The sequence below is a fragment of the Mycobacterium sp. SMC-16 genome (assembly GCF_046250085.1).
In the GTDB taxonomy this organism is placed as follows: domain Bacteria; phylum Actinomycetota; class Actinomycetes; order Mycobacteriales; family Mycobacteriaceae; genus Mycobacterium; species Mycobacterium phocaicum.
In genome coordinates this window covers 5,360,596-5,384,999 of record NZ_CP176427.1, presented here as the reverse complement: position 1 = coordinate 5,384,999, position 24,404 = coordinate 5,360,596, and the positions used below count along the sequence as shown (strand labels likewise).

Sequence of the window (24,404 nt, the reverse complement as noted above, 5' to 3'; positions counted from 1 at the left end):
GCCGACTACGTCGACTACCCCCCGCCGGGGTCCGCGCTGCGGGACGCGATCGACCAGGAGCAGGAACGCAATCGCGACGACGGTGGCTGGACAACCACCGACCACCTCGTCGCGGTCCTGATCGACAGGGTCGAAGTACTCACCTGGTACATCCGCCGAGCGCACTTCCAGGACAAGCCCGACTATCCGACACCGATAGAACGCCCCGGCGTGAAGCCGGCCGATACCGCTCCCGCATGGAGCGACGAGAAGATCGCGGCGATGGTGCCCGCAATGGCATCAATCATGAGCCACTGAAACACGTTGGGAGAGTGAACAATTGCCTGAACTAGCCACAGCGTGGGTCACACTCGCCGTCTCCGGACAGGGGCTGCGCCGCGAAATCAAGCGCGCCCTCAACGACGCCGACAATGATGCCAAGGCGTCGGGTCGGCGCCTGGGGCAGCAGATGGGCTCGGAGGCCGGGGCGGCCTTGGGGCGCGAACTGAAGGTGGCGCTCGGCGGTATCGGGGTCGGGAACCTGCCGGCGGTCGCTGCGGCCTTCGGCACGGTAGCGGCGTCGATCCAGCAGGTGGCCCAGGCGGGCCTGGTTCTCCCGGGTGTGCTGGCCACCGGCGGCGCATCCTTGGGCACCCTCAAGCTCGCTACCCAGGGCGTCGGCGACTCCTTCAAAAAGATGTGGGAGGCCGCCGAGAGTGGTGACCCGAAAGACATCAAGAAGGCCGCCGAGGCCATGAAGGACATGGAGCCCAACACCAAGCGCGCGATGACTGCGGTGGTCGGGTTCCACGACGAATTCAAGAAGCTGCAGAACTCGGTGCGCGGCAACGTGTTCGCCAACGTCGACGGCGATTTCACCCGGTTCGGCAACACGACACTGCCCACCCTCCAGAACGGGATGGAAAAGACCAGCCGCGCCTGGAACAACAGCATCCGAGAGATGCTGCGCGTCGGGTCATCCTCGTCGACGCAGGGCTTCCTGGACCGGATATTCGGCAACAGCGCGGACGCGCAGAACCGCGCCAACGCGGCCATCGCACCACTGATCAACGCCTTCGGCACACTGGCCTCTACCGGATCGGATTCGGTCCCGCGCCTGGGCTCTGCGGTCAGCGACCTTGCCGTGCGATTCAACGCGTTCACCACCGCGGCGGCCGCTGACGGCCGGCTGAACACGTGGATCAACGACGGGCTGACCGGGACCACGCACCTGGGCCGGACGATGCTCGGTGTGGGGCAGTCGTTCACCGCGCTCACCAAGGCGGCAGGCGGCGGCGAAGGGCTGCTCGGGGCGCTGGACAAGGGTTCGAACGCGCTGGCCCGATTCCTGAATTCCACTGACGGGCAAGCAAAACTGTCGCAGTTCTTCGAGCAGGGCCGCGAGCAGCTCAAGTCGTGGGAGCCGATACTAGGCGCCCTGCCGCCGCTGTTCGGCAGTATGTACGACGCGTCCAGGGCGTGGTCGTCTGCGGTACTTCCACCCATCTCGCAGTTGGCGCGCCTGCTCGCGGAGAACGCCGGCCTGGTCAAGACCGCAGCCCTGGCGTGGCTGGCGTTCAAAACGGTGCCGACCATCATGGGCCGCATCGGCCAGGTGTTCGCTCCGGTCAACACGGCGGTCGCCACGGTCGGCAGCTCGGTGCGCACGACGGCCACCCATGTCGGGACCGGCGTCGCCCGGATCGTCGGCGACTTCCGCAACCTGGGCAACAACGCCGGGCAACTGTCGGCCGTGTCGCGTGCAATGACGGTGCTGACCAACAACTCTCAGACGTTCCGTCGGTCCATGAATGCGTTCATCGGCGCACCCTCGATGCTGTCGGGGACCACTCGGGCGCTGGGGACTCTCGCGGGTGCCGGCGCTATGGGTGCGGTGTCCGGCGGTTTGGGCATCATGGGGCGCGCCGCCGGTGGGCTGATCGGTGCGCTCGGCGGCCCGTTCTCTGCGGCTCTGGTCGCAGCAGGAGCGGCGTTCGCCGTCATCTCCCAGCAGAATCAGAAGGCCGACCAGTCGCTGCAGGCATACCAGGACGCGGTGCACCGCACCGAGCGAGCGCAGGTCAATCTCAATGCGGCACTGGGGAAATCGCGCGGCGCATTCGATGACAACGTCAAGGGCTCCGCAGCGGACCGCATCGCCGCCATCGGCGACGAGTTCGACGCGGCATCGAAGAAAACGGGCAGCTTCTGGGACGGCTTCCGCGACGCCGGACACCACTCCAACTGGGACGCGACAGTCGGATTCGCCAAGCGAGTAAGCAGTCTGGGCATCTTCGACGTCAAGGAATCCGAGAAGGGCCAGCGTGAAGCCGAGGGTCGCGCGGCCAGCGCAGCGAAGCAGGCTCTCGACGGTCTGAAGATGACCACCGAGCAGCTTGCCGACTCCACGTACGGGTCGCAGGCTGCGTTCGACCTCCTGGTCAGCAAGCTGGACGCCACAGGCGACGGCGGCCGGCGGGCCGCTGATGAACTACGCAGAGCCCGCACCGAGTTCACACAGCAACAGACTGTCGCAGCCAACACCGCACCAGGTGTGTACGAGATGGCCACGGCCATGCGGAAACTCGCAGACAACACGGCATCGGCGGCCGACAAGACCAACGCACTCAAGGCCGCGATGGACGCCATGAATCCAGCGGTCGGGCTCGCGGAGGCTGAGGCGCAGCACACCCGCGCGATTGAAGCGTCGAAGGCCCAGAATCAAGATCCGATCGACAAGTCGAAGGGGTTCGGCCAGGAGCTGGTCGCCGACGGTGGCCGAGTCAGCGCACTGACCGCGAACGGTGTTGCCCTCAAAGACCAGTTGCTCGCCATCCGCGACGCAACTACCGCGATGGCCCAGTCGGGTGGCGACATGGGCAAGGTGCTCGCCGACAACGAGGCGCAGTTCGCTGACATCGCGGCCCGCACGGGGCTGTCGATCGATCAGGTGCGGACCGCATACGACCGCTTCGGCGGATCGGTGGCCGATGCGTCCGGCAAGATCAGTGCGCTGGCAAAGCTGTTCCAGGACGGCTCCATCCCCACTGACGTGCCGATCAAGGTCGATACGCCCGGAGGGGACACCGCGCTGGCGCTGCTCAAGTCGCTCGGTGAGAAGGTTCACGAGGACAACGACAAGAGCATCAAGGTTGACGCACCACTCGGTCAGCAGACTCTGCAGCTGCTCCAGAAACTGGGCTACGCGGTCAAGGAAACGCCCGACAACAAGCTGATCATCGTCAAGACCAACGCGGACCAAGCCCAGGCCGAGTTGGACAAGCTGAAGTCGACAATCGTTGTGCCCGTGGAGGTCCGCACGCCCGCGTTCGTGCCCGCTGTACCCGGCGAGACTCGACGTCCGACCGGTGGTGGTCGTGCCGACGGCGCGATCGTCCTGGGCCACGCGTTCGGCGCGATCGCGATGGCCGACGGTGGTTTGCGGCAGATGCGTAAGCCGCAGACTGCCGACATCTACGCGGGCCGGGGGGCGGGCACGATCTTCGCCGAGGAAGAGACCGGAGGTGAGGCCTACATTCCGCTGGCGCCGGCCAAGCGGGGGCGGTCCACTGCGATCCTGCTGGAGGTCGCGCGCCGCTTCGGGCTGACCAGCTTCGCTGACGGCGGTATCACCGTCGACGAGCTCAAGTCGTTCGCCTCGAACATCGCAGGGAACAGCTACAACTGGGGCGGCGGCAACGGCGACACATTCTCCACCGACTGCAGTGGAGCGCAGTCGACGATCGCGAACTTCCTCACCGGCGCCAGCGGCCGATTCGCTACAGGCTCCGAAAGCTCCGAACTGTTGAAGCGCGGCTTCCAGGCCGGCGATCCGCCGGACGGCGTTGCCGCGTACTGGGTCGGTTGGGAGAACGGCGGCCCGGGCGGCGGCCACACCGCAGGCACGATCGTGGATCCAGACGGCGGCAACGTCAACGTCGAGATGGGCGGCAAGAAAGGCGGCGGCCAGTACGGCGGCGGCGCGGCCGGCGCATCATCGTTCCCGAACCGCGCGTGGATCGCGCTGGCCGGCGGCGACAACGGCAAGACGACCGGCGGAGGCGGAGCGTCGGCATCGCAGGTGATGTCCGCACAGGCCTCGGTGCGCCGCACCAAGGCCGCCAGCGCCGCAGCTCAGCAGGACCTCGACGAGGCCAACGCCGAGCTGAACTCCGCGCCAAATGACAAGAAACGCAAGGCCGCTGAGAAGAAGCGCGACAACGCACAGCGCCGACTCGATGCCGCCAAGGATCGGCAGGCCACCGCCGAACAGCGGCTCACCGAGGTGCTGGACAAGAAATCGAAGGGCACCACCAAGGAGGCCGGCGACGCCGGCGTGCAGGGTTTCGGCCAATCTCTGGTGTCTGGCCTGCTGCAGGGCATCGGCCTCGACGGCAGCGTGTTCTCGAACCCCTTGGAGTGGCCGAACGTGAAGTCTGGTCTGGCCCTGCTGAATTGGGGTGCGGGCTACGCAAAGGCATGGGCTGGAGCTGATGGCGAGCAGGGAGACGGCATGGCCGGCGGCGCATTGTCGGGGATCGATCTGCCGAATCTGGCGCCGTCCACGGAGCCGAAGAATCTGCAACCGATCGGTGCGGCCGGCACCGGAACGGGACCGCTACCGGGGCCGGCGCCAGCAGGGGACACCTACAACGTCTCGGGGGTCAACCCGCGGGAGATCATGCCGAAAATTGAGGCCCGTCAGTGGGCGGCGACCAACCGACACGGGATGGGGGCGAAATGACCGCTGGCACAAGCAAATGGCTGAAATACGACCCGATCCTCGATCGTGCTGCCGAGCCGTCGTTTCAGACGTGGACCGACGCCGACATGGGGCCATTCGCGCGGCAGCTGATGTCCGATCAGACCAAGCGTGTGTACGTCTCGCCCGACAGTGAGCGCATCTACACCCTGGCCGGGTCGTTCAAGGGAAACCGCGGCGTGATCCAGGCCCCAGGTATGAAGGGGGGCACCGGAGCATCGTTCGATCAGCGGTACTCCGGTGGCCCCTGGATGCTCGGTGAAGAGCACGAGCGTACCGACTACACCAAGCGCATCTATCAGCTCAACCTGCACTTTGCACCGCACATCAACGCGGTCTCGCGGCTGCGGTACCCGGACACTGCGGTGGCGCTCGAACAGATCATGGGCCAGTGGTACCGCGACTGGCCCGAAGATGCCGACCGGCCAATGGGTTACATCGGTGAGTTCACCCGCTACGACGGGTGGCACTGGACCCGCGCCCGGATCGGTGAACCCAACTACGACAACGTCGAGATCGACCCGCACGCGTACGGCAATTACTACGCGTCGGCGGCGATGACGATCCACTGCCCGTTCCCGTTCTACAGCAAGCGAGTCCTGACCAAGGAATGGCGCAACGACGCGGCCAACGCGATCATCAACGGCCGCAATCACGGCGTCCTACGCCTGCCCAACAACGGCGACTGGGACGAGCAGTGGCCCAAGTTCATCGTCGAAGGCGCTGGCGACGTGACGATCCAGGACGGCATGACCGACCGCATCGTGAAGCTGCCGAAGATCAGGCCGCAGGACGGCATGGTCCTGGTCGACACCGACCCGTCGGCCCGCACGCTGACCTCCGAGCATGATCCGATCGACACTGCGCTGTGGAAGCTGATCCGTAACAGCGAGATCCTCGATTACATTCTCGGTGACATCAGCAACGCCGACGCCGGTCTGCCGATCGGCCGCCGGATCCCGGGCGGCATCGGATTTATGTCGCCGATCCCGTCCGAAACGATGGCGAACATCAAAGTGACACATACGAACCCGGCCGGGAAGATCACGATGGTCATGCCGCAGTGGTACAAGCGCGGGGTCAACTGATGCCGGCGCGGGTCATCACTGAACCCACCGACGCGATCGCCAAGTACCGGCTGCTCAACGGCCGGCGCGAAATGTGGCGGCGCGCCGGCAAGCAGAAGCCGTTGCTGCGTGTGCTCGACAAGCGGCTGCAGTACCTCGGAACGCTGCGCGGACAGGTCCGAGAGGGCGACTGGGAGCGCTTGTGGGATGACACCGGTGTCGGGAAAATCCGTGTCCGCCGGGACGATTGGCTAGCGGACCTCATGGCGCGCGGTACCCGGTACACCGAGGACCTGCACCTGGCGGTCGACCCCAACCCGAACATCAGGTCGTGGAAAACCCGGATCGGTTTCCGGATTCAGTCCGTCGTCGCGGTCAAGGATGAGGATGGAACGCACTGGGTCGACCTCGAACTGATATCGCTGCGCGAGCACGCCAAGCACATCGCGCTCATCCCGACTCCGGTGTCGGCGCCCGAGTTCCAGCTGAAAGCTTGGCTGTGGCTGCAGAACGCGCGGTCTGGGCTGGCGTTCACGACGTTCCTGAACCTGCTGCGCACGTTCTGGCCGTTCCTGTCTCTGCCCACCTCGTGGGCGGACCCGGTGCATTGGCTGACGACCCGGGCCGGGAACATCAGCCCGCTGCATTGGCCGATCCAGGTTCAGTTCGTGAACCCGATCACCGATACCTCGCGCATCGTGCCGATTGCGGCGAAAGCCCAGATGTTGCACGACATTCACGCTCCGCTCGGCGAGGACACCGGTGTCGGCCTGATCGACTATCTGTGGCTTGAAGAGGACGCCACCAGTCCGCACCCGGAGCTGGCGGCCATCGTCGGCGAGAAGAACGCGCGCCCGTCCCGTAACTGCATCGTCTTGGCGTTCGAGAATAAGTCCGGAATCGTCGGTCCGACCGGGACCGCATTCGATGGCGCGCTGGACGCGATCGGCGCGATCCTCGACGACACGATCACCGAGGTGATCCTGCCGCTGGACCGCGACGGCGACGGCATCACCGATCCGTTCTTCCGTCGGCTGCTCGGCGTGGCCCCGGAGAAGCCGGACCTGGTGTGGCGTGAGTGCAAGTACTCGGGCATCATCACCTCGACGCACCGCATGCAGCGTGGAACAGCCGCCACCGTGTGGACCGGTGGTCACTCGCCGACGATTTTGAACCAGGGCATCACCTTTGGGATCCGCTACGGTCTCGCGCAGCTCGAGCAAGTCATCCCGTATCCGGGTTCGGCGTACCAGCAACCGGGATCCTCGGGTTTGGACAATCTCTACCAGGGCCAGCTGGACGACCTGTTCTTCGCGTGGGAGAAGTTCACGAATCCCAAAGTGGCGGTGTGGCTTAACGACTACGCGATGCTCGATCACGTCGAGTCCGGCAATGGCTTCGCCTGGGTGGTTTCGGCGGCCCTCACGATCCGTCAGGGCATCTGGAAGACGTCACCCAAGGTGTCCTTCACGATGACCACCCGTGACGGGCGCCCGCACGTGTATGGGTTCGACTACGTCGTCGGTGATCGCGGCATGTGGGAAATCGACGGCGTCTACTACGTCGACCAGGTCCGCGGCGCCAAGTGGTCAGTTTCCGAAAAGGAACCGCTAACACTGGGTTTGACGATCGGCAAGGCCCGGGACCACGACCCGTTCGAAGCTGGGATGAAGGCGCTCGCCGACGGGTGGAACGCGATCGGTTCCCTCATCGGCGGCGCCGCCGTCGGCGTCTAGACGCCCCAACCCCTTCGCTCCGCGCCCATTGGGTGCCGGGGCTACTCGTCATGTCAAGGAGACGATCAATTGACCGAGAAACCGCGCCACCCCGACGCTCAGCGTTTGTTGGACGCAGCGGCGCGCCTCACCGACGCTCTCGCGTTTGCGCGCGGCCCGCGCGGTGAGGTGCTGTTCCTCACCGACGACCAGCGCGTCTGCTTCGCGTTCCACCTCGCCCGCGCTGGCGCCGACGTCGATCCGGACAAGGCCATCATCAAGCGCCGCGCCATCCCTGACCGCCCCGGCCAGCTCGCCGGCGTCATCGACTGGGTTGCCCTCGACACTCCGGACGATCCCGATGCGCCGGAACCGATTACGGCCGTCGGACCGATACCGGAGCCGCCGGAGCTGCCCGATCTTGACGAGCTTGTGCCCTGGCAAACCCCCACCAGAATCGAAGGAGATTTCACGTGAGCACACCACTGCCCGGGCAGCCGGTGCACCTGATGGACTGGCTGAACGTCATGCACGTGTTTGGTGTCGTGTCCGACGGCGAAGTCCCGGGCCTGCGCACCTGCACGTTCGAAGGTGTTGGCGATGACATCGTGGCCACGGTCCCGGTGCTCAAGGGCGACAAGGGCGAGGATGGCTTGCCGTCTCCGGTGGTGGATCTGCACATCAACCCGGCCATCACTACGCCGACGCAGCTGCCCGGTGATCTGGGCCTGGCCGACAAGGGCAAGACGTGGTGGATCGGCGATCTGCTGTATGTGTGGATGGGCACTGAATACCTCACGCGCCCAGCGGGTTACGCGGGGAAGCCCGGTCCTGTTCCGCAGATGTCGTTCAGCATCGAGCTGCTCGACCCCAGTGAAACCAGCGTGGTGGTGCCTTCGGGTACGGCGCTCAATCCGCATCTGCACTTCAAGATCGCGGCGCCGCGCGGTATCCCGGGGCCGGCGGCCGCGATCCGCAGTGCGCTGGATTACGACAACACGCTGCCGCCTGTCGACAAAGACGTTCCGATGTGGGACGAGACTGCCGGCAAGTGGAAGCCGTCGAGCTTTCTCGGCAAGCGGGTTATCGGGTTCTCGATCCCTGAGGCGGCGTTCACCAACGTCAACGCGATCATCAACGGCCGCATCAGGATTCTGTCCTACCAGCTTCCGGTGCCCGATTTCGCTTGCAAGCCTTTCGTTTTCGGGCATTTCAAGGCGTTCGGGGTCGATCTCAACATCACCGATCCGTTCAAGATTGGCGCTGAGGTGCGTCTCGGGGATGCGACCAGCGGGCAGGTGATCGGACGCGGCAAGGGAACCATCGCGCAGGAAACCATTCTGCTGCCGCACTTCTCGCGTCCCGGGGCGCCGACCGATGCGATGACGATGGACAACGAAGTCGCGCTGATCAACGCAAACGAGCAGCAGACGATCAACGTCAACCTCGTCAATGACGGCCTGCTCGGCTTGTACAGCTTCAACCGCGCCGACGCCCAGCTGGTCGTCCAGCTCATCGAGGTCTGATGGCTTACCAACGCGAACTCAAGACAGTCGTGCCGGTTCTGGCCGACCAGCACACCGCCGACGACGACGCCACGCTGGTGTGGCTGACGCGTGAATCGTTCGACCGTGAGGCCGCCTCTGAGTACCTCGTGATCACCGAGTTCGAAGACCTCGGCGACCTGGACCCGTCGGAGGTGTCCCCGCAGACCGAACGCGAGGTACTCAAGCGGCCCGCCACCGATTTCCGGTGGCGCTTCTTCCGCGGCGTCGCGACGAGAGAGCCGCATGCCAGCGTCGATTGATCTGGGCCGGCACGTCCAGATTTCGCACAACCCGGTCGAGCGGCTCGACCCGACGCTGCCGCGGTTGCCGAAGATGGACCTGGCGAAGCTGTTCGCCGACTGGATCGCCGGACTCAAGGAGCTGACGGGCGTCGACCTGTCGATCCTGGCCGACGCGCTCAATGGGCTGCAGGGCGGCATCAACGGCCTGCGGCAGTTCGTCGAAGCGCTCATCGGCCAAGGCCTGGACCTGCTGAACCTGCCGTCACCGGAGCAGGCGTGGCAGCAGATCATGACCACGTTCCTCAACCCGCTGTCGTGGCTGAACAACATCCCGATCAGCGCCATCACGGCCGCGACGCCGAACCTGTGGGCCGACTTCGTCAGTGCCGACCAGCTCGCGGACGAGGCGCCGATGTGGGTGTTCGACGCTGCGGTGAAACCGTCCGGCGCGGCGGGCTCGGCTCGGACCGATTTTGACGGCACCGTCCATGAGCTGATCTCCGAGCGGATCCTGCTCGACGTCGGCCGCAAGGTCGAAGCGTCGATACAGATCAAGTACTCCGGTGTCACCACGTCGAATGGCTCGCCGATCCGCCTGTCATGGATCGGCTGGGCCAGCGACCCCGCCGACCCCACCAAGGCTGTCGAAGTGGCCAGCGGCGACTTCGCCGTTCACCAGCCGTCCGGTGCCGCGCTGGACTGGACGACGCTGTCCGGGTCCCTCACGCGGCAGGCTGGCGACGCCTGGGACAGTCTGTCGGGCGTCCTCAAGACGACCGCTGGCGCGACGGTCGGCACGGTGTGGTTCGCTGCCCCGCGTGCGACCAAGCCGGACAAGTTGCCGCAGAGCCTCGTTGACGGCCTGGCCGACGCTCTAGCCTCGGCGGGGCAGACGATCCGTGACGCGATCTGCAACGCGCTGGGAGTACCGGGCACCGGTCACAGTGACGCCGATGTCATCCACGCGCTGACCAACATTCCGCAGGCCGCCGTGGCGGGATTGACCACTGCGTTGGGCAACCTGAACGCGTTCATTCAGCAGGTCGTTGAAGGCGTCATCCAGGCCGTGTCGGGAATTCCGTTCGCGGGGGCCGGGATCGCCGACATGATTGCGACGCTGACCGGCTACAAGAAGGACGTTGCGACGACTCAGTCGCAGACCAAGCAGTTCGTCGTCTCGTCGACCTCCGGTGTGACTCGCCAACCCGGCTGGGTGTCGGGGTACCCGATCTCGGCGGCCACGTACCCGGCGATTCTGAACAGCAAATTCAACGTGTACGCCGATTCGATCGGGCCCGCATCGGCCGGCACGGCGCACACGCACGCCATCCCCGGACCGACCGACGACGCGACGTCGCAGGCACCCTGGTGGGAGTACGGGCCGAACACGACCATCGGCGGGTTCATCACGGCCACCGAGGACTGCGTGTTCACGGCCTACCAATTCGCCGCCTATTCGAGCGTTACGCCGGCGGCGGGCGACTACTGGTTCGAGGTGTTCCGCGAGAACCCTGACGGCAGCCTCGTGCGCGTTGTGAACAGCGATGTGTCGTCGTTCATCCCGACGTCGGACACGCTGGTGTCGCTGGTGTGGACGACGTACCGGCTCGTTGCGGCGCGGGGTGAGCGGTACTTGGCGCGGCTGCGCAATGCATCGACCTCGAAGACCCTGTCGGTGAAGGGGCTCGCGTGGGCGTTTGGTGTGCCCAGTATCCAGTGGGAGACCAGCGGCGTCACCGACACCAACAAGACGTCGTACACCAACGCTCAGAAGAACACGATCATCAACGCATCGACCACGACACCGTGGTTTGTGTTGGCGGCGAACGCATCTGACATTCCTGAGGCGTTCACCTGGACCGACGATTTCGAGCGTAATGAGCTGGGTTACTACTGGTCGCAATCAGTGACCGATACCGGCGGCAATCTTGTGATCGATCAGGGCCAGGTCGCCTACGGCGGGACGGTCAACGGGTTCCAGCAGGCGCTGTACATCCGCACGACCGCGACGGATCAGTTCCGGCTGGACGTCGATATCACCGGTGTCAGCGCCAGTGCCACGTCGATCTTCTGTGGCGCGGACCGCGAAGGTCAGAACGGCATGATCCTGTCGCTGAACAGCTCGACTGTGCAGCTGACATCGATCATCGGCGGCACGCAGACCGTGCGAACCACGGTGTCCCGCACCGGAAACAACGGCAAATGGTCGGTCACCTACAACGTGGCCACCAAGCAATACCAGGTCTATTTCAACGACATCGTTGTGCCCGGACTGACGTGGACAGACTCCGGATCGGTTGTGCCGCAAGGCGCTTTGTACCGGTACGGGCACATCCAGATCATTCGCGCGAGCGGCGTCAACGGAGGAAAGGTAGCGAATTGGCTGCTTCAAGACTGGAAGCCCTAGCGGTTTCCCCGCCCACCCCCTCGGCTGACGTGGTGACGCAGGGCGAATTCCTGGCCAGCCGGGGCCTGCCGGCGCGCCCCAATGCGAACAAGCGGAAGGGCGCCGGCTTGAACCGCAAGTCGCGGGCATCCTAATGCCGACCGCAGTACGCAAAGGCTGGTGGAGCCGCAACACCCTGCCGTGGATAGTGCGGGCGACGCCGGTCGGTATCGCATCCGCGGAGGCGTTCGGTCTGGCCGTGGTGACCTTGCTTGGTGCTCGCATCACGCCGGCGGGCATCCCGTCGGGTGAAGCTGTCGGAGCGCCGGTCGTCGTCGGACCAGTAACGCTTGCACCCGCGGGGATAGCCTCCGGTGAAGCGTTCGGTACCGCGGTGGTGACTGGTGGCGCTGTGAGCATCGTGCCCGCTGGTATCGCCTCCACTGAGCTATTTGGTGCGGCGACGGTTACCCGTGGCCCGGTCACTGCCACCCCGACCGGTATCCCGTCAGATGAAGTGTTCGGCGCGGTTTCCGTGGGGCGGGCTATCGCTCCGGCCGGCATCGCATCCGCAGAGGCGATCGGTCTGGCGAAGATCGTCTGCACTGTCTCTCCCGCGGGCATCGCATCAACGGAAGCAGTCGGCGTGCCGAACATCGGGCGCGGGCCGGTCACCGTCACCCCGGCGGGCATCGCCTCATTGGAGGCGTTCGGGGCGGCGAAGGTGACCTTCGGTCCCGTCACGGCGAGCGGCATCGCATCCGGCGAAGCCTTCGGCACGCCGGCTGTCTCTGCCGGGATATCGGTAACGAACGTGTTGTCCGGCAACGCCTTCGACACCAACTTCTGGGGGCAGAACTGGAACTCCGGTGTCTATCTTTCCAGCGGCAAGGTCTATCCGAATAGAGTCGGCGGGTATTTCGGGTACGGCAAGTACTACAGCGGAATCACCTGCAAGACACAGTTTTCCGCGAACGGTGCTTTCGTTTCCGCCAAGGCCAGTACGGCGGCCAATGACGACAGAGGCACGCTGTTGTGCGTCGGTATTGACTCTCCGACAGCGATGACCAAGGTGATCAGCCTGGCGGTGCGGCCCTCGCAAGGTGCCAACACCGTCGAGATTAACAAGGGAACTGGCGCTGGCGTGCTCGCCAATGCCAATGCACCTGCAACGCCAGCGGCGAACGATATTTGGTGGTTCGGGTGGAAGAAAGTCGGATCGGACTACGTATACACCGGATACCAAAACGGGGCAGTAGCGATCACCTGGACTGACACGGGTGGCGCGACTTTCGGAGTTCCGGGGCGCTACGTCGGTATCGGCTCTTGCCTTATTCAGTCGAACTTCAACAACTTCCAAGACCAAAACGGATGGATCGGGACCGTCACCTGCGGCGACAACACTTAAAACCCAGCAACCCCAACTGAATTCACAACGAAAGGTCATACCAATGGCAAACGCACTCTACGACAAAGGCCGCGAAGCTTTCCTGACGGGCGGCATCAACTGGTTGGCTGACAGCATCAAGGCGGTGCTCGTCGACACCGGCGCGTACACAGTCAACCTGGCTACACACCAGTTCCTGTCGGACATCGCGGCCGGGGCGCGCGTCGCGACGTCGGCCAACCTCAGCGCCAAGACGGTGGCAGCTGGTGTCGCCGACGCGGCCGATTCACTGTTCACCGCAGTCTCGGGACCGTCGGTCGAAGCGGTCGTCTTGTACAAGGACACCGGCACCGCCGGCACGAGCGCGCTGATCGCCTACATCGACACGGCCTCCGGCTTACCTGTCACCCCTAATGGCGGCGACATCACCGTCACGTGGGACAACGGGGCCAACAAGATCTTCAAACTCTGATGCGCACCATCGCCGCCGTCGTGGCGGGAACCGTTGCGGGCCTTGGCATCTTCGCCGGGGCCTTCGGTCTGTGGATGGTCTTCGGCGCCGACCCCGACCAGGACCCATTGCTCTCGTGGTGAAAGGAATAGCACCGCAATGACATTCACCCGCGCCAATGTCGAAGCCGCCAAAGGACTTATCCGGTACAGGCTCGGAAACCCGTACAAGTACGGCGGCGCGCTGTCCGAGACGAACATCGGCCAGGGCACCGACTGCTCCGAGGTGTGGCAGACAGTCCTCGAGCGCGTGCGCGGCCGGTGGGTCGTAGGCCGGCAGGCCGAGGGCGCGACCACAGAGTCCTACCGGCCCAAGACGATGGGCGGTCCGATCCCGATCGGCGGCGGCGGACCGTTCGGGACGATCGTCGTCGCCAGCCCGGCTGACATTCCGGCAGACGCGGTCGTGAAGCTCGCATTCCATCACGGCCCGGGCGGCGGGGAGAACTCGCACATGTGGGGCGAGCTCGACGGCATGCGCATCGAATCCGCCGCCAGCAAGGGCTTAGTCACACAGCCTGCTGCGTGGCCGATCGATCACCCGTACGCGAACAGCTGGGCGTACTTGCCCGGCCCGATCACTGAGGACGGAACACCCGTGACCATCATCGAGCCTCAAGACACCCTGTTCGCCGATGTCTCCGAATGGCAACGACCAGTGGATGATTCGTACCCGTACCGCGTGCTGACGATCCGCTCGAATGACGGCACCTACCGGGACAAGAACTGGGCAACGAACTACGCCTGGTGCAAGGCGGCGGCCGACAGCGGAAAGCTGGCGTTCTTCATCGTGTACTTCGTGTGGCGGACTAACTGGGAGGACGCGATCGCCACGCTCAAATCGCAGATCGGACAACCGCATCCGCGCATGGCGATCATGCTGGACGTCGAGTCGTGGAACGGACAGATCCGCGGCGACCAGTCCGCCGGCATCAACGGCGCATTCGGTCAGCTCGTGGACTGGCTCGGCGACCCACGCCGTGTCATCGGCTACGGCAACACCGGAGACCTGGACGCACTGTGGCCACACAAGCCTGACGGCATCCGGCTGGTCGTCGCCGGCTACGGGAAGCTGCCCACCTACCCGGGCATGATCGCGCACCAGTACACCGACGGCCAGGGCTACGGCGGCGGCCTGCCCGAGGGGGCGCCACCGTTCGGCAACTGCGACATGAACGCCGCGAACGGCCTCACCGCAACGGCATTCGCGCAGGCACTCGGCATCGACGTACCTGCCCAACCGCAACCCACCGACCCGGAGACCGACGTGACACTGCACACCTCGCGGTCGATCTACCGCACCAGCAACGAACGCACCATGCGCGGCGACGACGCCTCGCTCGGCGCCGATGCCTGCGGCCACATGAACTGGGTCGAACAGAACGCGATCCGCGGCGCCCGGTGGGCGCTGCTGCTTGTCCAGGCGACCGCGGCCGGCGGCGTCGGTGCCACCAAGTGGTGGGAGGTCGACGCCGGCAACCCCAACCCCGGCATCGACCCGTGGGCCATCGAGCAGGCAACCAACGTCCTGACCTACATCGAGACCACGAATCCCGCTGTCCTGCAAGGATTCCTCGCCACCCAGAAAGGCGCATGACCCATGAAGAAACTCGCTACCGAAGACAAGATCGACACCCGGGCCGCGATCTACGCCGCCGGACAGGTCGGTGTCGCCATCGCACTGTTCCTCGGCGTGATCAAGGTGATCGACCCATCGACCGCCAACGCAGTCGTCAACATCGTCCAGCTGCTCGGCGGCCTGCTCGGCGGCGGGGCGGCCGTCACTGCGGCATCGGTGCTCAAGGCACAAAAGCGAGTTCCGGGCATGCTCGAACCCACACCGGAGCAACCGCCCGTCGTTGATCAGATCATCAACGGGCTGTCCGTTCTGGCCGAGAATCACGCCCAGGTCGCCTCCGAGATCGACAAAGTCACCGCCGCAGCCAAGGACGCCCTCGGCAATCTCCCCGTCGTCGGCCTCGGCGCCGCGGCGATCGCCGAACAGGCCGGCTCCTTGGCCCAGCAGGTCATCGCGGCTGCGGCGGCGGTCAACGCCAAGTGATCGACTGGCCGGAAATCATCAACGCAGTCGGTGTCGCAGTCACCGGTGTCCTGGGCGCCTGGACTGCGCGCAACTCCCGCAAGATCAAGGAGCTGTCCGACCGACTCGCCGCCGTGGAGACAGAGCGCGACGGCCTCAAGAAACAGTTCCGAAGCGCGGTCCTGCACATCCGAGACTGGCTGAGCTGGCGCCTGGAGCACGCCCCGGGTGTTCCGCCGCCGCCTCTGCCGCCGGAGCTGCGCGGAGAGGTCTGACCACTGGGCAGTGCCGCTCCCCGATTACTTGGTCGGGGGGCGGCAGTCCCGTGTGGTGCAGCTAGGCCGCCGCGACGTCAGCAGGATAGGCATCCTCATCGTCCTGGCAGGCTTCGTCGACCATGCGGCGCATCGCAGGCGTGAGCTCGGCGACTGGCTCAAGCCGGAACGGATCGAGCAGCTCGATACCCTGCGCCCGGCGCGAGTCGGACACCTTGGTGTAGATCTCGGTCGTCGCAAGGTTCTGGTGCCGCAGCAACGTCTGGACCACCCGCACGTCGACGCCGGCCTCGAGCAGCGCGGTGCCAAACCAGTGGCGCAGCCAGTGGCCCGACCCGGTGACGCCGGCCCGAACCATCGCATCCTTGAGCGTGCCGCACACCGATTCCCGGCGCTGGTGCCCGCGGTCGACGCCTGGGAACCAATATCCGCGCCGCGGCATCTGGTACGCAATTTCCAGCACGTAGTGGTGCAGCGGCAACGTCGCGGTGAAACCGCCCTTGCCGGTAACGGTCACAGTGCGGGCGACCAGGTCGAAATCCTCACCCTTCACCTTGGCAATCTCGTGGGCGCGGAACCCGGCGAACAGTGCGAGTCGCAGCATGGCCTTGGTGCGCAGGCGGCACCGCACTTTGAGTAGGCGCTGGACGCACTGGTTGGTGACAGGGTGAGGCACGCCCTTGGTCCGCTTAGGTGATTCGATCATCACCATGGGGTTGTCGACGCGGCGGCCGGTTTTCTGCAACCACAGGAAGAACGCGGTCAGCGAGGTGTAGTACGTCCATCGGGTGTTGGGCAGCCAGGTGCCGCCCTCGGCCAGCCACGTGACGATGTCCTCAACCTGTGCGTGTTCGGGCGCGATGTTGCACCATTCGCTAAATCGCTGCACCGCGGCGGTCCGTTCCGTTACCGTCCGCAGCGACAGCGATTGTGCCAATTGCCATGTGCGCCAAGTCTTTAGCATTGAAGCGGAACCCCCTAGGACCGAGTTATTTACTTGGCCGTAACTGTGCATCACCTGGGGTCCTGCTGAAAAGATGATCGGCGGTTACCGTTCAGGCTCTGTTGCGTCACAGGCTGACAACCGGGCGTGACGCAACAATCTGCTCTGCGATCCACTGGACCCAGCCGCAGGCGGTTTCCTCGTTATCGGTCTCCAACGGGAGCACTGGCGGGCCAGTGAGGTAGCTGGATACCAACCAGCTCCCATCGCAATAGATCGCGGAGGCGATCGGGCCGATATCGTCGCTGGCGCGCCAGATCGGCGAACCGGAGTCGGTGACGGATCGTGACATCGCGATCGCGCTCATGCGACCCGCCGAAGGGGGATCACGTGCCCCGGGATAGTGATCCGCTCGGGCCCTTGTTGGGTCGCTTGTAATGAATAGGTCAGGGGTTCGATTCCCCTGGGTGGCTCCACAACTTTTTGCGCTACCGGCGTTGGTCGGGCAGCGTGTGCGGCCCCGCGGACGGCGTCTCCGTAACCGGTGCCACCACGCTCGGGTCCAGGTTGAATTTGGGCTTGCGCATCGGGACGGCGATGCAGCCCTGCGCCTTTCCGTCGACGTACGAGCACTTCGTCTTGTCGCCGTTCTTGTCGGTCGTCGTGCAGGCCTCGTAGGAGTGCCCATTGGCGACTTTGGATTCGTAGGTCTGATTCGAACCCATGCAATCGCTGCCGACCGTGGCGTTGGCGCCTGGTGCGGACAGGATCGCCGGCACGGCGTACAGCGCGGCAGCACTCAGCAGGGCGGCCAAGGTCGGCTTGATCATCGAGTTCGTGTTCATTGCTGGATTTCCTTTTCGGTGGTGGACGACGGGGGTCAGGAGCGATCGACCTGAACCGGGACGAGGTCACCGGTCGGGATGTGGGGGCCCTTCACAGCCGTCCGCGGCACGGTGATGCAGCCCTGCGGTTTGTGATTGATCTCGGAGCACTGCGTTTTCACGCCGTCCGAGTTGGTCGTCGTGCAGCTCGCGACGATCGACCCGTCCGACCGCGTCCCGAGGGCGAAGGTGCCGTTGCCTTTTGTGCAGCGCTCCGCCAGGGAATCTGCGCTTGCGAGGGGCGTCGTCAGCGCCAGCGGGGCCACATACAGCGCCGCCGTGCCGATGAGGGCGGCCAGTGCGATGCGCTTGCCGTTTGCGGTGCCGGTGATGGTCATGGGAGTTCTCCTTTTCCGGTGGTCGCAGGCCCGGGCGGACTTGCTGACACAGGTAGGAGTGCGCACCGCCCCGGAAGGGGACAGTTTTTTGCGCGGCTATTTGGGCGCCAGGAACCCCACCGGACCGGAGGCGACGCACACCGACAGCGCCGCGGTGTTGGCCTTCACCTGGATCGCGGCCCCGGCCCCGGGCAACCGGACGAACACCCGGTTCAGTCCGGGGTGCACCGGCACCCGGGCCTCGCGTCCCTCGGGCAGGGACATGGTCAGGGACCCGTCGCTGTTGGCCAGGTAGTTGAGCTCGGCGGTCCAGTCGGCCGGCAGCAGCGGACCGTCGAGCGGCATGGTGACCGGCGCGTCGGTCTGCACCAGGTAGCCGCAGTTCGGTGCCGGGCCCGGGGCGATGGTGCGCGTCCACGTCACCTGGGCTGGCACCAATTGGCCGGTCGCGGTGAGCATCTGCAAAGAGGTTGTGCTGGAAGCGAATTCAGGCCGGTCGCGCAGCAGGGCGAACATGTGGCTCGCCAGGTTCTGCGGCCAGGCCACGCGTTGCAGGATCAGGGGGTCGACTTCCTGATCCAGCAGTGGCACGCCGCGGGGCGCGTTGGCCAGCGAGGCCTCGACGTTGACGAGGTAGGCGCGCGTCGGGTTGTCGCGCCAGCTGGGCAGGAAGGTTGCCCACGAGTACAGGCTGCTGCCCACGAATAGTGTTGCGGCGCAGGCAATTGCGATGCGCCGGCGCGCGGAGTCGTCGAACCGTGAACTCCGGTTGGGTGCGCAGAAGGCGACGGCGGCCAGCAGCGCCAGCACCACGACGAGGTCGGACAGATAGCGCAACGTCTGCGCCAGCTCGAGGGCGGTGAACTTCGACGACCGCATGAGATAGATCGGCACTTGGCAGGCCACCACGTACCCCACGGCGGCCAGCCACACCGGCCCCAATCGGCGCTTGCGCAGCAGCGAGACCGCGACCACCGCGGCGAGTACCAGCCAGCCCAGCACCATGACCACCGGGCCGGGCGTCGCCCACGGCGAGGCGGGCGCCCAGCGCTGCCAGTCCCACGGCCCGCCCGCCAGGGTGGGCACCAGCCCGTGTGTGACGGACCGGGCCAGCAGCTCCCACGTCATCGCCAGGTCCAGGGTCCAGCGCTTCTGGTTGACCACAAGGAGGTAGACGCCGACCCATCCGGTGGTGATGGTCAGCAGCCCCAGCCACAGCCGCAGGCCCGCGCGCCAGACCGAGACCCGGTTGCCCGTCACGTACATCAGCAGCCAGCACACCGCGAACGCGGTGAACGGGATCACCGCGGACTTCTCGAAGAACAGCAGCCCGCCCAGATAGGCCAGGCAGCCGGTCCACACGTACCGCGCTTTTCCGGTGCGGACCAACTGGATGGCGTCGGCGCAGACCCAGGCCATGGCCGCCGCCATCGGCAGCGCGTTGAGGCCCGCCGACCACCACGCGAACGCCGGCACGCCCAAGGGCGTGAACAGCGCGAACGTCAGCGGCACCAGCAGCACGGGCCGCCACCCGAGGATCACCCGTAGGGCGCGCACCAGCGCCAGCGACGCGATCAGCTGCAGCACCACCAGGCTCAACGCCGGCCAGAACCAGTTCAGCGGTGCCAGTCGCGTCAGCACCCCGGCCAGCAGGAACCCGGCAGGCATGACGTGCCCGTCGTGGTCGTTGAACAGGAAGTCGGGTGACAGCAGGGAATGGGTGCCGGCCTGGCCGATCAGGATCAGGTCGTCCCAGTAGAAGTAGCCGCCGAATGCCAGGACCGCCCGCAGTATCAGCTGCAGCACCACCAGCGCGGCGGTGGTTCGGGCGACCCAGTTCACTCTTGTCGACTGTACGGGGCACTCCGCAGCAACCGTCGGTATGGTTGCGCCGTGCGAACACTTGTCACTGGTGCTGCCGGGTTCATCGGGTCGACGCTCGTCGACCGGCTCCTGTCCGAAGGACACGACGTCGTCGGGCTCGACGACCTGAGCAGCGGCAAGGTCGACAACCTCGCCGACGCCGAGCGCAATGCGCAGTTCCAGTTCGTGAAGGCGGACATCGTCGACGCCGATCTGCACGGCATCGTCGCCGAGACCAAGCCCGAGGTGATCTTCCACCTGGCGGCGCAGATCTCCGTCGCGCGGTCGGTGACCGACTCCCCGTTCGACGCCGGGGTCAACGTCGTCGGCACCGTGCGGCTGGCCGAGGCGGCCCGCAGCAACGGCGTCCGCAAGGTCGTGCACACCTCGTCGGGCGGGTCCATCTACGGCGTCCCACCGGGGTATCCGACCAACGAGGACATGCCGGTCGACCCGTCGTCCCCGTATGCCGCCAGCAAGGTGTGCGGCGAGGTCTACCTCAACATGTTCCGCAACCTGTACGGGCTGGACTGCTCGCACATCGCGCCGGCCAACGTCTACGGCCCGCGCCAGGATCCGCACGGCGAAGCCGGCGTGGTCGCGATCTTCAGCCAGGCGCTGCTGGCCGGCCGGCCCACCAAGATCTTCGGTGACGGCACCGACACCCGCGACTACGTCTTCGTCGACGACGTCGTCGACGCCTTCGTGCGCGCCGGCGGCGAAGCCGGCGGCGGGCAGCGGTTCAACGTCGGCACCGGGGTCGAAACGTCGGTGGCGCAGCTGCACACCGCGATCGCCGCGGCCGTCGGCGTCCCGGACGCGCCGGAGTTGCACCCGCCTCGCCTCGGTGACCTGCGTAAATCGTGCCTCGACATCAGCCGCGCGCAGCAGGTGCTGGGGTGGAGCCCCAAGGTGGCGCTGGCCGAGGGCGTGTCCCGGACGGTGGACTTCTTCCGCCCCTGACCTGCAATTTTGCAGAAAAAGATTGTAAGCACTCACTTTCTGTCCTAGTCTCACGTCATGACCTACGACGTGATCGTCTCTGGCGGCCTGTGGTTCGACGGCACCGGCCGCACGCCGCAACTGCGCAATCTGGGTATCCGCGACGGCGTCGTCGCGACGGTGTCGGCACAGCCGCTCGATGAGACGGGCTGCCCCGACGTCATCGATGCCAAGGGCAAGTGGGTGACGCCGGGCTTCATCGACGTCCACACCCACTACGACGCCGAGGTGCTCCTCGATCCGGGTCTGCGCGAGTCCGTCCGCCACGGCGTGACGACGGTGCTGCTCGGCATGTGTTCGCTGTCAACGGTTTACGCCGAGAACGACGACGCCGCCGACCTGTTCAGCCGCGTCGAGGCGGTGCCGCGCAAGTTCGTCGTCGGCGCGCTCGAGCAGAACCGGTCCTGGTCCGGACCGGCGGAGTACGTACAGGCGCTCGAGGCGCTGCCGCTCGGCCCCAACGTCAGCTCGCTGCTGGGCCACTCCGATCTGCGGACTTCGGTGCTGGGTCTGGACCGCGCGACGACCCCGAACGTCACCCCGACCAACGCCGAGCTCGAGACCATGGCGTCGCGGCTCGAGGCGGCCCTGGACGCCGGCATGCTCGGCATGTCGGGCATGGACGCCGCGATCGACAAGCTCGACGGCGACCGCTTCCGCTCGCGCGCCCTGCCTTCGACGTTCGCCACGTGGCGGGAACGCCGCCGCCTCATCAAGGTGCTGCGCAAGCGCGGCCGCATCCTGCAGAGCGCGCCCAACGTCGCCAAACTGCAAGAGGCACTGAACTTCTTCCTCGAGAGCAGCGGCTGGTTCGGCCGTCGTGCCGGAGTGCGCATGAGCCTGCTGGTGGCCGCCGACGCCAAGTCGTCGCCCGGCGCCGTGTACCTGCTGGGCCCGGTGACCCGCCTGGCCAACAAGGTACTGAACTCGAAGGTCCGCTTCCAGCACCTACCGGTGCCGTTCGAATTGTATTCGGACGGAATCGATCTCCCGGTTTTCGAGGAGTTCGGCGCGGGCACCGCGGCACTGCACCTGCGCGACCAGCTGGAGCGCAACAAGCTCATGGCCGACCCGGAGTACCGGCGCCGGTTCCGCAAGTCGTTCGACAAGAAGGTGCTGGGCCCGACGCTGTGGCACCGCGACTTCCACGACTCGACCATCGTCGAGTGCCCCGACAAGTCGTTGATCGGCAAGAGCTTTGGCCAGATCGCCGACGAGCGCGGCAGCCATCCGCTCGACGCCTTCCTCGACGTCCTTGTCGAACACGGGGAACGCAACACCCGCTGGACCACCATCGTGGCCAACCACCGGCCCAAGCAGCTCGACAAGCTGGCCGTCGAACCGTCGGTCCACATGGGCTTCTCGGATGCCGGTGCGCACCTTCGCAATATGGCGTTCTACAACTACGCGCTGCGGATGCTGCGCCGTGTGCAGGACGCCGACAAGGCCGGCCGCCCGTTCATGACCACCGAGCACGCCGTGCACCGGCTGACCGGTGAGGTCGCCGACTGGTTCGGCCTGGAGGCCGGCACCCTGCGTCAGGGTGAGCGCGCCGACTTCGTCGTGATCGACCCGGCCGGGCTCGACGCCGAACTCGAGGCGTACCACGAGGATTCGGTCGAGTTCTACGGCGGCCTGAGCCGCATGGTCAACCGCAGCGACGCCGCCGTCGTGGCGACCGGTGTGGGTGGCCAGGTGGTGTTCCGCGACGGCGACTTCGTCGAGGGCTACGGCCAGACCGTGAAGTCCGGCCACTACCTGCCGGCGCGTGGCGCGAAACTGCCGGTGGCGCAAGCGGTCTGACATGGCCAGAACCCAACAGCAGCGCCGGGAGGAGACCCGGGCCCGGCTTCTCGACGCCGCGATCGAGACCATCGTCGAGGTCGGCTATGCCCGCGCCTCGGCGGCGGTGATCGCGCGCCGGGCCGAGGTCTCCGACGGCGCGCTGTTCAAACATTTCAGCACCATGGGCGACTTCATGGCCGCCACGGCGCTGGAAGTCATGCGCCGGCAGCTCGAGCAGTTCAGCAAGCAGGTCGCCGAAATCCCTTCGGACCGGCCGGCTCTGGAAGGCGCCCTGATCGCGCTGCGCGACATCAGCGGCAACGCGACCAACGCGGTGATGTACGAACTGATGGTCGCGGCGCGCACCGACGAGAAGCTGCGGACGACGCTGCAGGGCGCGCTCGTCGAATACGGCCGCAACATCTACGAGACCGCGCAGGAGATGCCCGGCGCCGATCAGTTGCCGCCGGACCTGCTGATGCTGATCGTCGCCGTCATGGTCAACACCTTCGACGGCGCGGCGCTCATCCGCGCCGTACTGCCGCAGCCCGAACTCGAGGACGGGCGCATCCAGCTGCTGGCCACGATGCTGGGGAGCCTGGGCGTTCAGACCTGACGGATGGGCGGGTCTGGGTCAGGCACGCGCGCGCCTTCCAGCGCCACCGCGCGGGCCAGCTGGGCGTACCGCAATTCCAGGTCCTTGAAGCGCATGTACGCGCTGATGGTCGTGAACAGGAACGCGATGACCAGCGCGTACAACAGCAGGTCGGCGCCGCGGCCGATGCCGAGCCAGTGCGCCACGACCGTGGTGTCGTTGGGCCGCAGGATCGCGTAGATCGCGCCGACCACGAAGAACACATAGCCGACCTTCACCCAGGCCCGTGACTGCGCGTTGCGCCGCGACGAGAACAGGTAGGCCAGCAGCAGGACCACCGCGCCGATCAGTAGTGCTTTTGTCCAAATCATGAGCGAGTCCAGATCATCGGCGCAACCTCCCGCGCAGCAGTCCGTCGACGATGATGTTGACGCCGTTCACCAGTGGCTGACCCTTCGACATCGAATAGTCGGTGTACAGGATCTGCACCGGCTGCTCGGCGATCCGCCAGTGGTTCTCGACGATCAGGGAGACGAACTCGCTGGCGTGGCTCATGCCGTTCATCGTGAGGTTCAGGCCGTCGGCGACCGTCTTGTTGAACACCCGTAGCCCGTTGTGCGCGTCGGTCAGGTGCAGCTGGCGGCTGGACCGGCTGAGTTTGGCGACGATGGGCAGCAGCAGCCGCTTGAGCATCGGCATGCGGTCGGGCGGCTGGTCGGCGAACCGGGTGCCGATCACGATGTCGAGGTCTTCGGTCTGCAACCGGTCGAGCATCCGCACGACGTCCTTGACCCGGTGCTGTCCGTCGGCGTCGAACGTGGCGAAGAACTGTGCCCCGGGGCGGGATCGGGCGTATTCGACGCCGGTCTGGATGGCCGCGCCCTGACCGAGGTTCACCGGATGGCGCACCACGTGGGCGCCGGCGGCGAAGGCGCGGTCGCCGGTGTCGTCCCGGCCGCCGTCGTCGACGCAGACGACGTTCGGGAAGACGGCGCGCACATCGGCGACGACGTCGGCAATGACGCTCGCCTCGTTGTACGCGGGGATGACGATCCAGACGTCGCGATAAGGGGACATGTTGCA

General features: G+C 66.0%; 23 protein-coding genes. 16 read left to right on the top strand and 7 right to left on the bottom strand.

What is annotated here, in order from left to right:
• Nucleotides 1-319: 319 nt before the first annotated feature.
• From ACJEIK_RS26260 to ACJEIK_RS26200, 13 genes are all read left to right on the top strand, one after another.
• Complete coding sequence (locus ACJEIK_RS26260; protein WP_409430542.1) at nt 320-4,723, top strand: hypothetical protein; 4,404 nt, start codon at nt 320-322, stop codon at nt 4,721-4,723.
• The gene (locus ACJEIK_RS26255; RefSeq protein WP_409430541.1) at nt 4,720-5,829 is read left to right on the top strand and encodes a hypothetical protein; all 1,110 of its coding nucleotides are present in this window, start codon (nt 4,720-4,722) and stop codon (nt 5,827-5,829) included. The genes ACJEIK_RS26260 and ACJEIK_RS26255 overlap by 4 nt, the downstream gene beginning before the upstream one ends.
• Nucleotides 5,829-7,544, top strand: coding sequence for a hypothetical protein (locus tag ACJEIK_RS26250; RefSeq protein WP_409430540.1), 1,716 nt, complete (start codon nt 5,829-5,831; stop codon nt 7,542-7,544). The genes ACJEIK_RS26255 and ACJEIK_RS26250 overlap by 1 nt, the downstream gene beginning before the upstream one ends.
• Nucleotides 7,545-7,613: 69 nt before the next feature.
• Nucleotides 7,614-8,000 carry a hypothetical protein gene (locus ACJEIK_RS26245; protein ID WP_409430539.1) on the top strand — a complete coding sequence of 129 codons (387 nt, stop codon included), beginning with the start codon at nt 7,614-7,616 and terminating at the stop codon, nt 7,998-8,000.
• Nucleotides 7,997-9,049, top strand: a complete 1,053-nt coding sequence (locus ACJEIK_RS26240) for a phage tail protein (protein ID WP_409430538.1) — start codon at nt 7,997-7,999, stop codon at nt 9,047-9,049. Before ACJEIK_RS26245 ends, ACJEIK_RS26240 begins: the two co-directional genes overlap by 4 nt.
• Nucleotides 9,049-9,330 (top strand): hypothetical protein, encoded by a 282-nt coding sequence (locus ACJEIK_RS26235; protein WP_409430537.1) that lies wholly within the window; start codon nt 9,049-9,051, stop codon nt 9,328-9,330. Before ACJEIK_RS26240 ends, ACJEIK_RS26235 begins: the two co-directional genes overlap by 1 nt.
• A complete protein-coding gene (locus tag ACJEIK_RS26230; protein ID WP_409430536.1) occupies nt 9,314-11,719 on the top strand; it encodes a hypothetical protein in 2,406 nt (801 codons plus the stop codon). The genes ACJEIK_RS26235 and ACJEIK_RS26230 overlap by 17 nt, the downstream gene beginning before the upstream one ends.
• Before the next feature lie 133 nt (nt 11,720-11,852).
• Nucleotides 11,853-13,106, top strand: coding sequence for a hypothetical protein (locus ACJEIK_RS26225; protein ID WP_409430535.1), 1,254 nt, complete (start codon nt 11,853-11,855; stop codon nt 13,104-13,106).
• Nucleotides 13,107-13,149: 43 nt separating this feature from the next.
• Nucleotides 13,150-13,557 (top strand): hypothetical protein, encoded by a 408-nt coding sequence (locus ACJEIK_RS26220; protein WP_409430534.1) that lies wholly within the window; start codon nt 13,150-13,152, stop codon nt 13,555-13,557.
• Entirely contained in the window at nt 13,557-13,679 is a 123-nt protein-coding gene (locus ACJEIK_RS26215) for a hypothetical protein (RefSeq protein ID WP_409430533.1), read from the top strand. Before ACJEIK_RS26220 ends, ACJEIK_RS26215 begins: the two co-directional genes overlap by 1 nt.
• A 16-nt stretch (nt 13,680-13,695) precedes the next feature.
• Nucleotides 13,696-15,192: a hypothetical protein gene (locus tag ACJEIK_RS26210; protein ID WP_409430532.1), complete on the top strand. Its 1,497-nt coding sequence runs from the start codon at nt 13,696-13,698 to the stop codon at nt 15,190-15,192.
• Between the two features lie 3 nt (nt 15,193-15,195).
• Nucleotides 15,196-15,657, top strand: a complete 462-nt coding sequence (locus tag ACJEIK_RS26205; RefSeq protein WP_409430531.1) for a hypothetical protein — start codon at nt 15,196-15,198, stop codon at nt 15,655-15,657.
• On the top strand, nt 15,654-15,911 hold the full coding sequence (locus ACJEIK_RS26200; RefSeq protein WP_409430530.1) for a hypothetical protein: 258 nt from the start codon (nt 15,654-15,656) through the stop codon (nt 15,909-15,911). The genes ACJEIK_RS26205 and ACJEIK_RS26200 overlap by 4 nt, the downstream gene beginning before the upstream one ends.
• A gap of 61 nt (nt 15,912-15,972) precedes the next feature.
• Here the strand turns inward: ACJEIK_RS26200 and ACJEIK_RS26195 are convergent, their stop codons facing one another.
• From ACJEIK_RS26195 to ACJEIK_RS26175, 5 genes are all read right to left on the bottom strand, one after another.
• Nucleotides 15,973-16,926 carry a tyrosine-type recombinase/integrase gene (locus ACJEIK_RS26195; protein WP_409431764.1) on the bottom strand — a complete coding sequence of 318 codons (954 nt, stop codon included), beginning with the start codon at nt 16,924-16,926 and terminating at the stop codon, nt 15,973-15,975.
• A 55-nt stretch (nt 16,927-16,981) separates the two neighbouring features.
• Nucleotides 16,982-17,221: a hypothetical protein gene (locus ACJEIK_RS26190; protein WP_409430529.1), complete on the bottom strand. Its 240-nt coding sequence runs from the start codon at nt 17,219-17,221 to the stop codon at nt 16,982-16,984.
• A gap of 121 nt (nt 17,222-17,342) precedes the next feature.
• A complete protein-coding gene (locus ACJEIK_RS26185) occupies nt 17,343-17,699 on the bottom strand; it encodes a hypothetical protein (RefSeq protein WP_409430528.1) in 357 nt (118 codons plus the stop codon).
• A gap of 35 nt (nt 17,700-17,734) precedes the next feature.
• On the bottom strand, nt 17,735-18,076 hold the full coding sequence (locus ACJEIK_RS26180) for a hypothetical protein (RefSeq protein WP_409430527.1): 342 nt from the start codon (nt 18,074-18,076) through the stop codon (nt 17,735-17,737).
• A 96-nt stretch (nt 18,077-18,172) separates the two neighbouring features.
• Complete coding sequence (locus tag ACJEIK_RS26175) at nt 18,173-19,918, bottom strand: hypothetical protein (RefSeq protein WP_409430526.1); 1,746 nt, start codon at nt 19,916-19,918, stop codon at nt 18,173-18,175.
• A gap of 51 nt (nt 19,919-19,969) precedes the next feature.
• On the opposite strand from ACJEIK_RS26175, the gene ACJEIK_RS26170 reads away from it, so the two are divergent.
• The 3 genes from ACJEIK_RS26170 to ACJEIK_RS26160 are packed head-to-tail and all read left to right on the top strand — an operon-like array spanning nt 19,970 to nt 23,342.
• Complete coding sequence (locus ACJEIK_RS26170; protein WP_409430525.1) at nt 19,970-20,902, top strand: NAD-dependent epimerase/dehydratase family protein; 933 nt, start codon at nt 19,970-19,972, stop codon at nt 20,900-20,902.
• Between the two features lie 57 nt (nt 20,903-20,959).
• The gene (locus ACJEIK_RS26165; protein WP_409430524.1) at nt 20,960-22,744 is read left to right on the top strand and encodes an N-acyl-D-amino-acid deacylase family protein; all 1,785 of its coding nucleotides are present in this window, start codon (nt 20,960-20,962) and stop codon (nt 22,742-22,744) included.
• 1 nt (nt 22,745) lies between these two features.
• Nucleotides 22,746-23,342 carry a TetR/AcrR family transcriptional regulator gene (locus ACJEIK_RS26160; RefSeq protein WP_409430523.1) on the top strand — a complete coding sequence of 199 codons (597 nt, stop codon included), beginning with the start codon at nt 22,746-22,748 and terminating at the stop codon, nt 23,340-23,342.
• Here ACJEIK_RS26160 and ACJEIK_RS26155 read toward each other — a convergent pair.
• Both ACJEIK_RS26155 and ACJEIK_RS26150 read right to left on the bottom strand, forming a co-directional pair.
• On the bottom strand, nt 23,333-23,692 hold the full coding sequence (locus ACJEIK_RS26155) for a DUF2304 domain-containing protein (protein WP_409430522.1): 360 nt from the start codon (nt 23,690-23,692) through the stop codon (nt 23,333-23,335). The genes ACJEIK_RS26160 and ACJEIK_RS26155 overlap by 10 nt on opposite strands.
• A 13-nt stretch (nt 23,693-23,705) precedes the next feature.
• Nucleotides 23,706-24,398: a glycosyltransferase family 2 protein gene (locus tag ACJEIK_RS26150; protein ID WP_409430521.1), complete on the bottom strand. Its 693-nt coding sequence runs from the start codon at nt 24,396-24,398 to the stop codon at nt 23,706-23,708.
• Between the last annotated feature and the right edge of the window lie 6 nt (nt 24,399-24,404).